Origin of the sequence: Gimesia benthica, from assembly GCF_009720525.1 — a bacterium.
In the GTDB taxonomy this organism is placed as follows: domain Bacteria; phylum Planctomycetota; class Planctomycetia; order Planctomycetales; family Planctomycetaceae; genus Gimesia; species Gimesia benthica.
In genome coordinates, this window is record NZ_CP043930.1 from 364,751 (window position 1) to 380,135 (window position 15,385).

General features: G+C 54.3%; 12 protein-coding genes. 10 read left to right on the forward strand and 2 right to left on the reverse strand.

Translation table 11 applies throughout. From position 1 onward, the window contains the following. The first annotated feature begins 67 nt into the window (after positions 1-67). A complete protein-coding gene (locus F1728_RS01600; RefSeq protein ID WP_194242635.1) occupies positions 68-1,792 on the forward strand; it encodes an FAD-dependent oxidoreductase in 1,725 nt (574 codons plus the stop codon). 9 nt (positions 1,793-1,801) lie between these two features. Here the strand turns inward: F1728_RS01600 and F1728_RS01605 are convergent, their stop codons facing one another. Together F1728_RS01605 and F1728_RS01610 are read right to left on the reverse strand one after the other, a co-directional pair. Continuing rightward, positions 1,802-2,932 (reverse strand): NAD(P)/FAD-dependent oxidoreductase, encoded by a 1,131-nt coding sequence (locus F1728_RS01605; RefSeq protein WP_155362620.1) that lies wholly within the window; start codon positions 2,930-2,932, stop codon positions 1,802-1,804. Between the two features lie 4 nt (positions 2,933-2,936). Further along, positions 2,937-4,283 carry an SAM-dependent methyltransferase gene (locus tag F1728_RS01610; protein ID WP_228030457.1) on the reverse strand — a complete coding sequence of 449 codons (1,347 nt, stop codon included), beginning with the start codon at positions 4,281-4,283 and terminating at the stop codon, positions 2,937-2,939. Between the two features lie 567 nt (positions 4,284-4,850). On the opposite strand from F1728_RS01610, the gene F1728_RS01615 reads away from it, so the two are divergent. From F1728_RS01615 to F1728_RS01655, 9 genes are all read left to right on the forward strand, one after another. Then, positions 4,851-6,191: a DUF1501 domain-containing protein gene (locus F1728_RS01615; protein WP_155362621.1), complete on the forward strand. Its 1,341-nt coding sequence runs from the start codon at positions 4,851-4,853 to the stop codon at positions 6,189-6,191. Positions 6,192-6,300: 109 nt separating this feature from the next. Next, a complete protein-coding gene (recQ, locus tag F1728_RS01620; protein ID WP_155362622.1) occupies positions 6,301-8,136 on the forward strand; it encodes a DNA helicase RecQ in 1,836 nt (611 codons plus the stop codon). 341 nt (positions 8,137-8,477) lie between these two features. Continuing rightward, positions 8,478-9,416 carry a DUF1559 domain-containing protein gene (locus F1728_RS01625; protein WP_155362623.1) on the forward strand — a complete coding sequence of 313 codons (939 nt, stop codon included), beginning with the start codon at positions 8,478-8,480 and terminating at the stop codon, positions 9,414-9,416. Next, complete coding sequence (locus F1728_RS01630) at positions 9,406-9,864, forward strand: hypothetical protein (RefSeq protein WP_155362624.1); 459 nt, start codon at positions 9,406-9,408, stop codon at positions 9,862-9,864. Before F1728_RS01625 ends, F1728_RS01630 begins: the two co-directional genes overlap by 11 nt. A gap of 77 nt (positions 9,865-9,941) precedes the next feature. Then, positions 9,942-10,718 (forward strand): DUF3386 family protein, encoded by a 777-nt coding sequence (locus F1728_RS01635; RefSeq protein ID WP_155362625.1) that lies wholly within the window; start codon positions 9,942-9,944, stop codon positions 10,716-10,718. Between the two features lie 43 nt (positions 10,719-10,761). After that, positions 10,762-12,405, forward strand: a complete 1,644-nt coding sequence (locus F1728_RS01640; protein ID WP_155362626.1) for a DUF4198 domain-containing protein — start codon at positions 10,762-10,764, stop codon at positions 12,403-12,405. Positions 12,406-12,523: 118 nt separating this feature from the next. After that, the gene (locus F1728_RS01645) at positions 12,524-13,324 is read left to right on the forward strand and encodes a tetratricopeptide repeat protein (protein WP_155362627.1); all 801 of its coding nucleotides are present in this window, start codon (positions 12,524-12,526) and stop codon (positions 13,322-13,324) included. Between the two features lie 18 nt (positions 13,325-13,342). Next, positions 13,343-13,777 (forward strand): Rrf2 family transcriptional regulator, encoded by a 435-nt coding sequence (locus tag F1728_RS01650; protein ID WP_194242636.1) that lies wholly within the window; start codon positions 13,343-13,345, stop codon positions 13,775-13,777. Further along, positions 13,761-15,113, forward strand: coding sequence for an outer membrane protein assembly factor BamB family protein (locus tag F1728_RS01655; RefSeq protein ID WP_228030458.1), 1,353 nt, complete (start codon positions 13,761-13,763; stop codon positions 15,111-15,113). Before F1728_RS01650 ends, F1728_RS01655 begins: the two co-directional genes overlap by 17 nt. Positions 15,114-15,385: the final 272 nt, after the last annotated feature.

Consider the following 15,385-nt stretch of genomic DNA (forward strand, 5'->3'; position numbering starts at 1 on the left):
GACCGGTGATTCGCTTATCTTAATCAATCATCCCCGACAATCTCACCCGTTTTCTGAAATCATTCTCATGCATCGACGACGTTTCCTGCAACAGTGTGGCTTTTACGGTTCCGGTATCTTCAGTCTTGGTTTTCTGCAGGCCATGCAGTCCCGTAGTGCCGCTGCCGCAATGCCACGCGAACTGAAAGCAGATGTTGTCGTGATCGGCGCTGGTCTGGGAGGCTGTGCTGCCGCCCTCGCAGCTTGCCGCAACGGCGCGTCGGTGATTCTGACAGAACCCACCGACTGGATCGGCGGGCAGATTTCCCAGCAGGCGGTCCCCCCCGATGAGCATAAGTGGATTGAGTCCTTTGGACGCACACAGAGCTACGCCCAGCTCCGGGCTCTGATCCGCGACTATTATAAACAGCACTACCCGCTGACGAAAAAAGCCCGCCAGCTGGAGAACCTGAATCCGGGCAATGGTTCGGTCTCCCGGATCTGCCATGAACCCCGGGTCGGCGTCGCAGCCCTGCAATCCATGCTGGCACCACTGATCAGCAGCGGTCAGCTCACACTGCTCGTCAACACTCAACCGGTGTCGGCAACCTGCACAGGCGACCGCATTGAAAGCGTTGACTGTCAGATCGCAGGCAGTGGTCACCCCGTCACACTCCACGGCACTTACTTTGTCGATGCCAGCGAGGAAGGGGACCTGCTCCCGCTGACGAAAACCGAATACGTACTGGGCGCAGAATCGCAGGCTCAAACCGGCGAACCGCATGCCCCGGAAACAGCCAATCCACAGAACATCCAGGCTCTCACGCACTGCTTCGCCATCGATCATCGAGAAGGGGAAGATCATACCATCGATCGTCCTATGATGTATGATTTCTGGAAAGACCATGTGCCACCCCTCACACCCGCCTGGTCCGGCAAGATTCTTTCACTCGATTACTCTCACCCACGTACGCTCAAACCCAAAGCCCTCTCGTTTGTCCCCTCTGGAAAAGAGAGCCCTGCACCCCGCACGAAATCACTCAATCTCTGGCTCTACCGCCGGATGATCGATCGCAGCAACTTCACTCCCGGTTCGTATGCCAGCGACATCACCGTCGTCAACTGGCCACAGAATGACTATATGCTGGGAAACATTACCGACGTTACTGCGGCAGAGCGGGAGAAACAGCTCCACGCCGCCAGACAACTCAGCCTGTCACTCCTCTATTGGCTGCAGACCGCCGCTCCCCGTCCGGATGGCGGAGAAGGCTGGCCGGGCCTGCGTCTGCGGAAAGATATAGTGGGAACAGAAGACGGTCTGGCGAAGTATCCCTACATTCGCGAGTCCCGCCGCATCAAAGCGGAGCTGACCATTAAGGAGCAGGACCTGACCTACGACGAACGTCTCAAAGTGCAGGGCAAGGACCAAAAGCCGCTGCTGGCCAAACCCTTTGCCGACTCGGTTGGCATCGGTTACTACCATCTCGACCTGCACCCCAGTACGGGAGGCGACAACTACATCGACATGGGAAGCGTGCCATTCCAGGTCCCACTGGGCGCGTTGATTCCGGAACGTGTCGAAAACCTGATCCCGGGTTGCAAAAATATTGGAACGACGCATATCTCTAACGGCTGCTATCGTCTGCATCCCGTGGAATGGTCGATTGGCGAAGCAGCAGGCGCCCTGTGTGCCCACGCACTGTCAAGCCATTCGACACCACGTCAAATCAGAAACACGCCTCAACAACTGGCAGACTTCCAGCAAAAGCTGACCGGGCAGGGCATCGAACTTGAATGGTCCCAACTGAGTTAAATCGCTGTCTCAACTGCGGACCAGTGGGGGAAGATGCTGCTGCAGGAACCAGCGATCCAGCAGCACCTTGCGGGTAAACCACTGGGTCGCCATTAATTGTCGTCCCAGGAACTGACGGAAGACATCAGGCAGCATGCTGTGCGCGGGCTCATCCGGCCAGGGACCGAACCGTTCCAGCAGTCGGTCCTGATAGACCTGCAGCTGCCCTTTCTCAAAATTCGGCTGACAGTTCTGCAGCACATCCGCCGCCATCAGCCCCGATTCAATGGCCGGACGAATTCCCTCGCCACTCTGTGGTGACGCCAGACCGGCGGCATCTCCGATCAGCAGCAGGGCATCGACGATGATCGTGCGTTTCTGGAGACCATACAGGCGATAAGCGTGCCCCTTGAATTTCCCGAGGATGTCCCGGGGAACGCGTTGTTCCCGATCCAGGTACTCCGTGAACTCATCCCGGGCCGTGGAGAGTTGCTTCTCTCCTTCACGACCGATGCCCACATTCAGATAACCATCCTTCAGAAAACACCAGGCATAGCCTTTGAAATCGCGACAGAAATAAAGCTCTGGGGTATCGGGCTGAACGCGGCACCGCTGCTGTTGTTCGGGAGTGAGTTGAACTTCGGTCTCCTGGGCCAGGACCACGGAATGATCGCCCGCATGTTTGTCGTTGATCTCACGGGCCACCGGACAGAAATGTCCTCCGGCACCGACCACCATTTTCGCAGAAAGATTCCCGTTCACCAGCCAACCGTCCGCTGTTCGTTCGAGTGACTGAAAGGACTCACCCAGCCGGGTCCGTGCTCCGCAGCGCTGCAGCAGGTAGTGATCGAATTCGCAACGACGAATCCCATAGCTGACCGTTTCGGGATATTCAGTATGCAGCGTGCTTCCGCCAATCAGACCCGTACGAAAGCGACAGATTGGCTGCAGGACATGCCCGTGTGAATAATCCTTGAGATCGAGTTCCAGCAGCTCCGCCACGGCCGGGGTGATCCAGCCGGCACAGACTTTGTCTCGGGGAAATGTCGCTTTGTCGAGAATCAGTATATCCAGTCCCGACTCGCGAAGCCCCCAGGCACAGGATGAACCGCCCGGACCTCCGCCCACAATCAGTACATCGCAGCTGTCTGTCTCTGACACTGGTCTATCCTTCTACTGAACCAGACTCCCGATCCTGATACAGGCCGGCCCGGGTCCAGGGTATTTCGTTATTGGCTCCATTCGTAAAGACCACCTGAAACAGCTGCAGCGAACCAGCGCGGAACGCAGCGACCGAAGCCGACAGATAAAGTCGCCAGGTACGAATAAAGGTTTCATCGAACATATCGCGGACCTGATCGATGTTCTGCTCATAGCGTTCCAGCCAGTGCTCCAGCGTGCGGGCATAATGCAGCCGGATGTTTTCGACATCGAGTACGGAAAACTTCTGTGGCTCAAAGATCCGCATGAATTCGCTCAAGCTGGGAACGTGGGCACCGGGGAAGATGCGTTTGGTCGTCCAGCTGTCGAGCACCCGAGGCGAATTACAGCCGATCGAATGAATCAGACCCCGTCCGTGGGGACGCTGACAGCGGGCAATCACGCGTCCCAGTTCTTCATAATTCTTCAAGCCGACGTGCTCCAGCATGCCGACCGAAACGAATGAGTCATAAGAACCAGTTATATTCCGCCAGTCGTCTTCGACGAATTCAACCTGCTTTTCAAGCCCTTCGCGTCTGGCACGTTCGCGGGCATACGCAAGTTGCTCTCGGGAAATATTAAAGGCGCGCACATTCACGCCATAATGTTTCGCCATGTGAATCGCCAGCGCGCCCCAGCCACAGCCGGCTTCCACAACCGAGTCTCCCGGCTTTAAACCGACTTTACGGCAGACATGATCCATTTTGGCGATCTGGGCCGCTTCGAGTGTATCGTCGGGGTCAGGAAAATAGGCACAGGTATAGGCCAACTGTTCGTCGAGCCAGAGCTGATAGAAGTCATTGCCGATATCGTAGTGATGGTGAATGTTGTGCCGGGCGGCATCGATGGTGTTCCGTTTCAACCAGCTCAGACTTGTGCGAAATCGGTCCCGGTAGAATCCCTGCGTATCGACTTTGTGAGTGCCCTGGTCAATCGCCTCATTAAATTCGACCAGCCCCCCCTCGACCTCAATGGTTCCCAGTGAATAGCCATCTCCGAAATACAGACTGGGATCGAACAGCAGCTTATACAAGGTGCTGCGATTGCGAATATGCGCGCGAACCGAAACAGGAGCTGTGGCTGTGGTGATGACACTCCCGTCCCACAAGACCACTTCGACTTCCGGATTCCCGGCTTTTTCCAGCATGGTCCGCATCAGCCAGCGGTCCAGTTTTGAAGAGTCACCGCTGGTAGGGGGAGGGGGTTGAAACAACGGAGTCTGTTGAGAAGCCAGTTCTACTGGACTTTCAGAATCACTCGACTCACTTGAGGAAGCTTGCTTGGTCTTGTACTCAGAGTTGATTGGATTCACCTTTGATCTCCCGAACTAAAGCGATCAGAATCTCATGCAGTAAGCAAACGCTGGCTCTTCCCTCGATTTCAAACGTATTTCGAATTAAGTACTTTCACTTATTTTCTCACTCATATTTCAAAATTCAAATCTTTTTTGGTGTTATGAACACTATTCCGCGAATTTCTAAAAATGTAATTGACCTGTATTTTAGTGAGAGCCTGTGGTCAATCCGGACGATCACAATCCACATCAGGCCCGGAAACAGTTGTCAGAGCAGGGGATTCTGCAGAGAAATATTGTGGAAATCACGATCACGGAAAAAGTAGTTCCCCGTGACACGAATTCCTTCTGAAATAATAAAAATTTCTCCGGATTGCCAGACTTTGATCAGTTTATCAGGTCTGGAATCACAGCTGATTTTTCCTGATCTGAAAGCCGAGTTTTGAAGTTTGGGCTTGGAATTCCGCCCCCCGAAGTGCTACAATTCTATATATCAATCTTTTTTGATCATTGATATCACTCCTGCCAGGCGCAATGCCCGATAACCTCACTAAACTCCTGCCCTTCCTTGAGAAAGGATTTTTCATGCTGTCTATCTGGGGACCGGAAAAGAAGCTCTGTGATCGAATTTCCCGTCGGGAAATCCTGAAAATCGGTGCATTGGGACTGGGTGGCATCAGTCTGCCTCAACTTCTCCAGGCAGAGTCCGCAGCAGGCAGCAGTAAACGACATAAAGCCGTCATCATGATCTACATGTGCGGCGCGCCTTCGCATCAGGATATGTACGACCTGAAGATGGACGCTCCCGCGGAAATCCGCGGCGAATTCCGTCCCATCGATACCCGCGTTCCCGGCTTCCAGATCTGTGAGCATCTGCCACGTCTAGGTAATATCGCCGAGAAGATCATTCCCCTGCGTTCGGTCTATGGTTCGCCCAATGGCGCTCACGATTCATTCATCTGTTACACCGGTCGTACGACTCGGAACCAGCCGGCGGGCGGATGGCCGTCTATCGGTTCGGTCGTCTCCAAAATTCAGGGATCCGCTGATCCGGCGGTGCCTCCCTTCGTAGGGCTCGCCCCCGATACGGGGCATCCCCCTTACGGCTCTCCGGGGCTTCCCGGATTCCTCGGCGTGAGTCATTCCGCTTTCCGGCCTTCAGGCCCCTCGCGGAAGAACATGGTCCTGAATGGCATTGATGAAGCGCGACTGAACGATCGCAAGCAGCTGCTGGCCACCTTCGATCAATTCAAACGCGATGCCGATGCCAGCGGCTCGATGCAGGGTATGGATGACATGAACCAGCAGGTGTTCAACATCCTGACTTCCAATCGACTGGTCAACGCCCTCGATCTTTCCCAGGAAGATCCTGCCGTGCGGGAACGCTACGGAAAAGGGGATCCTAAAAACTTCGGCGATGGCGCACCGCGTAATCTGGAACACTTCCTGATGGCCCGCCGTCTGGTGGAAGCTGGTGCTAGAATCGTGACTCTGAACTTCGGTCGCTGGGACTTCCACAGCAATAACTTTGGCGGCCTGAAAGACACTCACCTGCCACAATTTGACCAGGGTCTGGCCACACTCATCGAAGACCTGCACGAGCGGGGCATGGCCGACGACGTCGCCGTGGTCGCCTGGGGCGAATTCGGGCGAACTCCCAAGATCAACAAAGACGGCGGCCGCGATCACTGGCCGGCTGTTGGAGCTGGCCTGCTTGCCGGCGGCGGATTCAAAACCGGTCAGGTCATCGGCGCCACTGATCGTCTGGGAGCCCAGGTAGCAGACCGGCCGATTCACTTCGGAGAAGTCTTTGCCACGCTCTACCGCCACTTGGGCATCGATTTCCACGGCACCACCATCCCCGACCTCGCCGGACGTCCACAATACCTGGTCGACGACTACGAACCACTGCACGAAGTGCTCTAGAAGAATTGACGTTCCAGCGACGTTACATCCTTTAGCTTTTGAGCTTCAGCCGTTACGATAGGGATCTGCCTGCACAGGCAATTTTGCTCTACTAATAACGGAACCAATCATGGCTGAAACAGGGATGGACGACGCGTTACTGGATGTCTTACACGAATACTGGGGATATTCCGAATTTCGCCCCCTGCAGCAGTCTGCGATGACCTCGGTGCTGGAAGGTCGCGACTCGCTGGTCGTACTGCCGACCGGGGGTGGGAAATCACTCTGCTACCAGGCTCCTGCGCTCTGTATGGAAGGAACCGCGGTTGTTGTCAGCCCGCTGATTTCCCTGATGAAAGACCAGGTCGATACGCTCCGCGTCTGTGGCATCTCCGCCGCCTGTCTCAACAGCTCCCTCGACCAGGAAGAAGCCCGGCAGGTCTTTCGCGATCTACGGGCAGGCAAGATCAAACTGCTGTATGTCGCCCCCGAACGGCTCATGCTCGAGGGTATGCTCAGTATGCTCGCCGAAATCAAGCTGGCTTATATCGTCATCGATGAAGCACACTGCGTGAGTATGTGGGGACACGACTTTCGCCCTCATTACCGGGAACTCCAGGAACTGAAACGCATATTTCCGCAGTGCGGCATTCACGCTTACACCGCCACCGCGACGGAACTGGTTCGCAACGATATTGCCAGTCAGCTCGGACTGCAGGATCCGGAACTGCTCATCGGCTCGTTCGATCGTCCCAATCTGAGTTACACCGTCGCCCGCCGGAGCAATCGCTTCTCACAGGTCTGTGAGGTCATCGATCGCCACCCGGATGAACCGGGGGTGATTTACTGTATCTCCCGGGCCGATGTGGAATCGCTGAGTGAGTCGCTCAACGACGCCGGCTACGAAACGCGCCCCTATCACGCAGGCTTGCCCGATGCAGAACGTGCAGCCAACCAGGAAGCCTTCATTCAGGATCAGATCGATGTGATCGTTGCCACCATCGCGTTCGGCATGGGCATCGACAAGCCTAACGTCCGCTATGTAATTCATGCAGGCCTGCCCAAGTCACTGGAAAATTACCAGCAGGAAAGCGGTCGGGCAGGGCGGGACGGTCTTGAAGCCGAGTGCGTTCTGCTCTATTCCGAGCAGGATGCGATGATCTGGCAGCGGATCCTCGAAGATCAGCCTGACGAATCCAAAGCAAGCGCCTTTGAATCACTGCAGGCGATGCAGAACTACTGTCACGCGTTCGACTGTCGACACCGCTACCTGATGCGGCACTTTGGTCAGGATCTGGAAGAGGACTGCGAAACGGCCTGCGATCTCTGCCGGGGGGAATTCAAGCAGGTCGACGATGCCCAGGTGATAGGTCAGAAAATCCTCTCCTCGATCTATCGTCAGGATCAGAATTTTGGAGCATCCTATACCGCAGCAGTCTTGAAGGGTTCCAAAGACAAAAAAGTACTCAATAACGGACACGACCAGTTGAGTACCTACGGTCTGTTGAAAGGGGAAAGCCTGGCGACAATCCGCAGCTGGCTCAACCAGCTGATGTCCCAGGGATTCCTGACCAAGACGGCAGAATACCAGCAGTTGCGAATCACAAAGACCGGCTGGCAACTCCTCAAAGGGGAAGCAACTCCACAGCTCATGCGGACCACACAGGACGGTCAGGCTGAAAAGTCACAGCGTTCCCGCGACAAGTTCGACAACCTGAACTGGAAGGGGGTCGATAAAGGGCTGTTCGAAGTGCTCCGTGAACTGCGGAAGCAGATCGCTGGTGAAAAAGGAATTCAACCCTACATGGTATTCGGCGACGCCACGCTGCGGGAACTGGCCCGCCATAAACCGTCAAACACGGCACAATTCCTTGAAGTCTGGGGCGTGGGTCAGAAAAAGTGCGATGATTTCGGGGCTCCGTTCCTGGAATCGATCGCAGATTTTGAGAATGAATCTCAAGACTGACACTCTACCACTCTCTCCGTACTTGCTCTGAGAGCATCTGACCAGACCATTTCTGGACCTCTCGACTACAGCAAAACCAACTTAAGTGACTTATATAATGAGACTTAAGATACCCCATGTAATTTTATTAATTTTCACTGATTTTGTTGTCTAAAAACTTGCAGAGCAGGGGATCCAATTATATCATCCCTGTATTGAGATTGAGTTTCAATTTCAATCAGCCAGCCAGCGAACATGACGCTTCTCCATGCGTAGCCAGCCAGCCAGATCCTTCGGGCGTTGAATCGATCATCCATCGGTTCAAATTCATCAATCTGGTACTACAACCTTCTGGAGAAACCATGTTACTCACCCCCACTCACTCCCAACGGCGTCGTGCATTCACCCTCATCGAGTTGCTGGTCGTAATCGCCATCATCGCAATTCTGATCGCCCTTCTGCTCCCCGCCGTCCAACAGGCCCGCGAAGCGGCTCGCCGCACCCAGTGCAAAAACAACCTCAAACAGATCGGCCTGGCTGTTCACAACTATGCCGACGTCTATACTACTCTCCCCAATGCTAACTGTGGTAATTCCAGCTCCATCACAAGTGGAGGTAGTCTCTTTGTTTCAATCCTCCCCTTTATCGATCAGTCGAACGCATATAACCTTTACAATTTTGATCTGAATAACTCAGACCCATACAATGTGACGGTCACCTCTCAGAAGCTACCGTTTTATATGTGCCCCACATCGCCGATGCGTCGCGCTGTCCCCAGTTGTTCAGATGATAACGGCCGTGCTCCCGGACACTATGCGGTCTGTGGAGGTACAGAAGACTACAATATTTACTGGAGCCACGTTGGCGATCCGGTTCCAGCACAGAATGGTGCCATCGTATACACAGGCAGCACTGCCGGTAAAATTCGATTCCGGGACATCACCGATGGTACCTCAACGACACTGTTAATCGGAGAAACCGCTTACAACCTGCCGGACTATAAATTCACCAGTGCCAGTTCCAGTTGTAATGGTCAGTCTCGTTACGGATTTACTTACTGGGCTAATCCTTACCCGGGATCAACCGTCTGCTTCACGGCTGCAGACTTTAATCCTCACGATGTTGCTAACGACTCTGTCTTTGACAGTAACTGGAGAAAATCATTTCGCAGCGACCATGTAGGCGGCGTACAGTTCGTCTTTGCCGATGGCTCGGTACACTTCATCTCTGAAAATATTGACGCCGACCTGCTGGATGCCCTGGCAACCCGAAACGGTGGGGAGGTGATCGGTGAATTCTAAACAGGTATCACTCACCTTATGTTTCTGCCTGCTTCTGCCTGCTTTGACAGGCTGTGGATCTTCTGACGAATACCCCCGTGCTGCGGTGCGGGGGATCGTAACCCTGGATGGCGATCCACTCTCCAAAGGTGTCATCCGCTTTATTCCGGATGGTGAAAACGAAGGTCCCCAGGCTTCAGCCCCAATTCGCGAGGGGATTTTCAATGTCCCAGTCGATTTCGGTCCCGTGATAGGCACCAACCGCATTGAAATCATCTCAACAGATGACGGCGGCTTTCCCGAGGATGACGAGGAAGCATTTGAACGTATGCAGGCCGTGGGCATCAAAAAAATTGAGAAGATTACAGTTCCCTCTCAATACAATAAGAAGAGCAAACTGACCAAGTCCATCAGTGCAGAGCAAGACAACGATTTTACCTTTGCCCTGACATCGACTGCTAAAAAATAAACCTGTTTGAAGTTTGACTTCAATCCCCACTTTCCGCCAACGCGAACCTACTTACTTCATAACGATGGAGACATCCAATGCCGTTTCGCCAAAAAATCACGCGAGAACTCAAGCAATGGGGCCTGGCTGGCCTGATCGTTTTGCTGGCTCTCTCTGCCACCATGGAATGGACGCCTGCCCGGGAACAGGAATCGACCGATTCCCAGCAGGAAAAAGCAGCCGCGACCAAACTGTACCAGAAGGTCAGGGAAGCCCGGGCGACCTGGCGTGACTTTCCCGGTTTTACGGCTGATGTCACCGTCTGCTACAATGGGAAGCGCACCACCGGGAAACTCGTCGCAGACAATCAGTTCAAAATCAAGCTGACGCTGCAGGACGAATCACTTTCCGAGTGGAGCCTGCCCAAGATGCATTCCGTGATTGGACATCGGAAATACCGTCAGCAGAAACCAATCCCCGCCACGTTCGCTGATCAGGAAGTCGATCATCCACTCGGTCGCCTGGTCAACATTGACGGCAAGAACGTTTCGTTTCGCCTGCAGGGGGATGTCATGACAGAAGTCCATCGCCGTTCCGATAAATCGTGGTTTACGATTTCCACACTGGACGTTCTGCGGACCAAAGAAAATGAAACGCTCCCGCAGGTCACTTCCGTGACTTATCGCAATCCCCAGACAGGCGAAATTCTGTCCAACCGCAGCAATACGTTTGCCTTCGCCCGGGTCGGCAAGTTCGACCTGCCCACAGCTATGCTGACCGTAGAATGTGGCGAAAAATTCGATCACAACGTCGGTTCCATCAAGCTGACAAATCACCGCCTGCTGACCGACTCTGCACTCTCACAAACTAACTGAGATGATTTCTAAACAGCTACTCGTCTTTTGAAAGTAATCTGAAATGAAAAGACTCAAATTTTCCGCCGCCATGCTCTGCCTGCTGGCAGTCATCGCGACAAACCAGGCATACGCCCATTTCCTCTGGCTGCTTCCCCAGGCCGAAGGCAAGAATAACGCTGCCAAAGTGCAGCTCTACTTTGGTGAGGTCGCCGAACCCGATGATCCCGATCTGCTGAAACGACTCACCAGCATCAAAGTCTGGGAGAAACAGCAGAAAGGCAAACTGCAGACCTACTCCCTGACAGCAGGCGATGACTCGCTGTTCATCACTCCCGAACCCAAGGGAGCCGGTAAAGCCGCTTATGGGTTGAATCACACTTATGGCGTGATCACGCGCGGCGAAAACAACTTCCTGCTCAAGTACTACGCCAAAACATTCCCGCAGAAAAGCCAGCAGGTCTGGGATAAGATCACCTGCACCGAACAGCTGCCCCTGGAAATCATCCCTACACTCAAGGGGGAAGAAGTCACCCTGCAGGTCAACCTGAACGGTAAACCTCTGGCTGGTGCAGAGGTCAAAGTCATCGGTCCTGAAACCACCAGCGAAACGGTCACCGCCAGTAGTAACGACCAGGGTCAGTACCAGTTCAAACTCAGCAAAGGCCTGTATTCGATCCGCGCCAAACACGTGGAAGAAAAAGCGGGCGAACATAAAGGGGACAAGTACGACAGCATCCGTCACTACTCCACGCTGACGCTCCCTTACTTGCCCGTAGCCGACAAAACAGAAACGACCGCTGTCGACAGCAAATATCCTCAGCTGCCAGATGCCATTTCCAGCTTCGGTGCCGCCGTGAGTGGTGATTACCTCTACGTCTATTCCGGACACACAGGACGGGCTCATCAGCACAGTGCCGACAACCTTTCGCAGAACTTCCAGCGACTCAACCTCAAGCAGCCCAAAAACTGGGAAACGCTGCCGCTCAAAACTCCATTACAGGGACTGGCCATGGCACCTCACGGAGAAAGCGTCTACCGGATCGGTGGCCTGTCGGTCACAAACAAAAAGGGAGAAGAATCCCTGATGGAATCGCTGCCCAGTGTGGAACGCTTTGAACCCGGCAAAAACAGCTGGGAATCAGTCACCGCGATGCCCAACGGACGCTCCTCACATGACGCTGTCTTCCTGGGAGATCAGCTCTACGTTGTGGGTGGCTGGCAGATGCGAAAAGGGGATGAATCGATCTGGCAGGATAACATGCTGGTCTTCGATGCTGCTGCAGATAAACCCGCATGGAAAACCATTAAGCAACCCTTCCAGCGTCGGGCTCTCTCCGCAGCTGCCCACGAAGGTAAAATCTACGCCATGGGAGGCATCGATGCTGACGGCGATATCAGCCACGAAGTCGACGTCTACGACACCCAGACCGGCAAATGGTCTAAAGGGCCGGAACTGCCCGGCAGTACCATGAACGGCTTTGGTACCACCGCCTGGAGTCTGGGTGGCCAGCTCTACTTCAGTGGTATGGATGGCGGCGTTTTCCAGTTGGATCAGAAGAACAACCAATGGAAACAGGTGGGCTCCCTGGCTACACCACGTTTCTTCCATCGTCTGCTCCCTGACGGGAACGGCGGTCTGCTCGCCATCGGAGGCGCTTCACGCAAAGGACACCTCAAAACAATCGAGCAGATTCAGTTGAATTAAAGTCGAGTTTTCCGCTTGAAGAGACAAGAGTTCTGTTCTGGATACGCCCCATTCCGGGAACTCTTGTCTCTCCTCTTTTCAGGTGAAACCTGACGATTTTCTCTCATAGAGTATGACTATGGAAACACAGCAAACGCTTCAGGCGGCCATCGATCTGTTTCGGCAGGGACTGCATTACCAGGCTCTGGACCAGATCACTCAGTTGCACGCCGTTGATCCCGATGCAGGAAAAGCCTGGGAACACAAAGGACTGATTGAAGACTCGCTCAGCTGGCACAATACATCAATCCATTCACTCGAAACGGCCACAACACTCATCCCGCTCTCCGCTTCCGGGCAATACGTCCTAGCTAAGAACTACCTGGAAACCGGTAAAACGGCTCTAGCCCAGTCGGTCTTCACCATCCTCTTACAACGGGATGACATTCCGGATCGGCTGCTTCCCGCACTCTCGTCCTACCTGGGACGGCACTCCGAGATGAGACATCTGGCGCTGCAGGCCTGCCGCAAAGCAGTCCGCCGCGATCCGGATCAGGCTGATTCCTGGCTGGGGATGGCCCACTTTATGAATCAGCTCGGTTACCCGCAACGACAGGTTGCCAGCGTTCTACGCAAGGCAGTCAGTCTGGATCCGGAGAACCGACATTACAGACTCGCACTCAGCAATCTCCTCGAACAAATGGGACAGTTCGAAGAGGCCTACCGTGTCGTCAAACAGATCAGTCGCTCAGAATTACAGCAGATCCGCTGTAGCAGTTGCCTGGAAAGGCTCATGGCCATTTTTCAAGATGCGAATGACCAGATGCGTTACGACATCTGCCGAAACCAACTGCTGCAACTGCAATCCCCCACACAATCAGAGAGAGGCCCGTTCGCCCGAAATCGCCTACCGAAGCCTCCTCGACAGATACTCCATTGAGTCCTGATCAATATGAATATGATTTCTCAAACCGAAGAGTATGCTCTCAGAGCAATGACCTGTCTGGCGTTTCGTTATCCGGACTATATGACCCGCGATCAGCTGTTTGAAGTCACCCAGGTCCCGCACGCGTACCTGCCCAAAATCATGCTGGAACTCAACCGGACCGGGCTCATCCGCTCGCAGCGCGGCCATAACGGCGGATACACGCTGCTCCGTGATCCCGTTGAAATCAGCCTGCTTGATATTATTAATGCCGTAAATACTACCTCTCTCAGAGAGACGCTTTCCCACACGGACTCTGTTTCGACCGAGATCAGCCAGTTACACCAGCATCTGCTGAATTCCTTTTCCATGCTGGAAACCACCCTGAATCAGACATCACTGGCAGATCTGGTAACGCCTCCGGAACCCCCACACCTGAAGGAACCCAGCTGTGCCCAGGAATCTTAAATCGACTCGAATTTTGCTGGCATTCTGCCTGCTGGCCACCATCACTACTGCGAATGCCTCAGACACCTGGACCGGTTTTCGCGGCACAGGCTCTAATATTTCCTCAGCCCGCGATCTGCCACTGAAATGGTCTGCCGACCAGGGAATTCGCTGGATACAGGCAGTCCCCGGCTATGGTCAGTCTTCGCCTGTGATCTGGAAAAACCAGGTCTTCGTCACTTCCATCGCAGGTCCCCAACAGGAAACCTGCCTGCTGCACTCGTATGATCTCACCTCGGGTAAATTGAACTGGACGAAAGAGTTCAAAGCCAGCCAGACTAAGAAATCAACTTCCATGGTCTCCCGTGCCGCACCGACTCCCGCAGTTGACGGGCAGGGGATCTATGCGTTCTATGAAAGTGGAGATGTCTTCGCCTGCTGGCATGATGGCTCACCACTCTGGCATCGTTCGCTCGTGAAAGATTACGGTGCATTCGTCAGTAACCATGGCATCGGAAACTCAGTGGCCCAGACAGCCGATCAACTGTTCGTGCTGACTGCCCACGATGGCCCCTCCTACCTGTTGGCTCTCAATAAGAAAACCGGCGAAACCAACTGGAAGACGGATCGAGAGGAAGGAGTCGCCTGGACTTCCCCCGTCGTTGCCGACCGTAAAGGTACGCCGGAAATCATTGTCAGTGCCCGCGGTACTGTGAAAGGCTACCAGGGATTGACCGGCAAACTGCTCTGGACCATGTCGGGCATCAGTGGCAATACAATTCCGTCTGCGTCAATCTTTGAAGATTACGTACTCATTGGAGCGTCCACCGACCGCCGCAACCCGGGGGGAGCGAATGCCAGCGATTCCAACTGCTGCCTCCGACTTGTAACGAAGGACGGGAAACCGGGGTATGAAGTGCTCTGGAAAGCAGAAAAGGCCGTCTCCTATTACTGTACTCCGCTGGCGTATGAGGGCTGCGCTTATTTCGTCAATAAGGTCGGCGTGGTCTTCTGTCTCGATCTCAAAACCGGCAAACAGAACTACGCCCAAAGGCTCTCCGGTCCCTGCTGGAGTTCGCCCCTGGCCGCCGGCGACCAGATCTACTTCTTCACCAAAAAAGGCATTACCGACGTCATCGCCCCGGGGCCAGATTTCAAACTCATCGCGTCCAATCCTCTCCTGGCAGACTCTGCAGATGCAGAGAAATCCAAAACCGCTCCAGAACAGCAGGACAAGCCTAAGTCCGAATACGCGGAAGCAGGTCCCATCGCCGTTTATGGAACCGCAGCCGTCGACCAGGCCCTGCTGATTCGTACCGGCACCGAACTATTCTGTATTGGTAGACCTGAAAAATAACAGCGTGGCCCGCTTAGCAGAGCCGCGTCGTGCCCTTTAAATCATCCCCTCTCCGATACAGCATTGGTGAGGGGATGATTTCATTTCGCCCCCGCTTCATCTGTTTTTCACACTTGAGAAAGCGGAAAGTGACCATCCCGGTCCGTCCACAGGGAATCCGCCTCCAGTAGTGACAGCTGGTTACCCAGGCAGAAAGCGCTCGAACTGCGCCAAACACGGAAAACTAACAGACGTGTTGTGGACACAGCTGCCGAGAGCGACTATTTTACGCA

What these genes read in the sequence shown, in the direction of transcription:
- F1728_RS01600 (WP_194242635.1), top strand. Translation starts at nt 68, where the DNA reads ATGCATCGACGACGTTTCCTGCAACAGTGTGGCTTTTACGGTTCCGGT.
- F1728_RS01615 (WP_155362621.1), top strand. Translation starts at nt 4,851, where the DNA reads ATGCTGTCTATCTGGGGACCGGAAAAGAAGCTCTGTGATCGAATTTCC.
- recQ (WP_155362622.1), top strand. Translation starts at nt 6,301, where the DNA reads ATGGCTGAAACAGGGATGGACGACGCGTTACTGGATGTCTTACACGAA.
- F1728_RS01625 (WP_155362623.1), top strand. Translation starts at nt 8,478, where the DNA reads ATGTTACTCACCCCCACTCACTCCCAACGGCGTCGTGCATTCACCCTC.
- F1728_RS01635 (WP_155362625.1), top strand. Translation starts at nt 9,942, where the DNA reads ATGCCGTTTCGCCAAAAAATCACGCGAGAACTCAAGCAATGGGGCCTG.
- F1728_RS01640 (WP_155362626.1), top strand. Translation starts at nt 10,762, where the DNA reads ATGAAAAGACTCAAATTTTCCGCCGCCATGCTCTGCCTGCTGGCAGTC.
- F1728_RS01645 (WP_155362627.1), top strand. Translation starts at nt 12,524, where the DNA reads ATGGAAACACAGCAAACGCTTCAGGCGGCCATCGATCTGTTTCGGCAG.
- F1728_RS01650 (WP_194242636.1), top strand. Translation starts at nt 13,343, where the DNA reads ATGATTTCTCAAACCGAAGAGTATGCTCTCAGAGCAATGACCTGTCTG.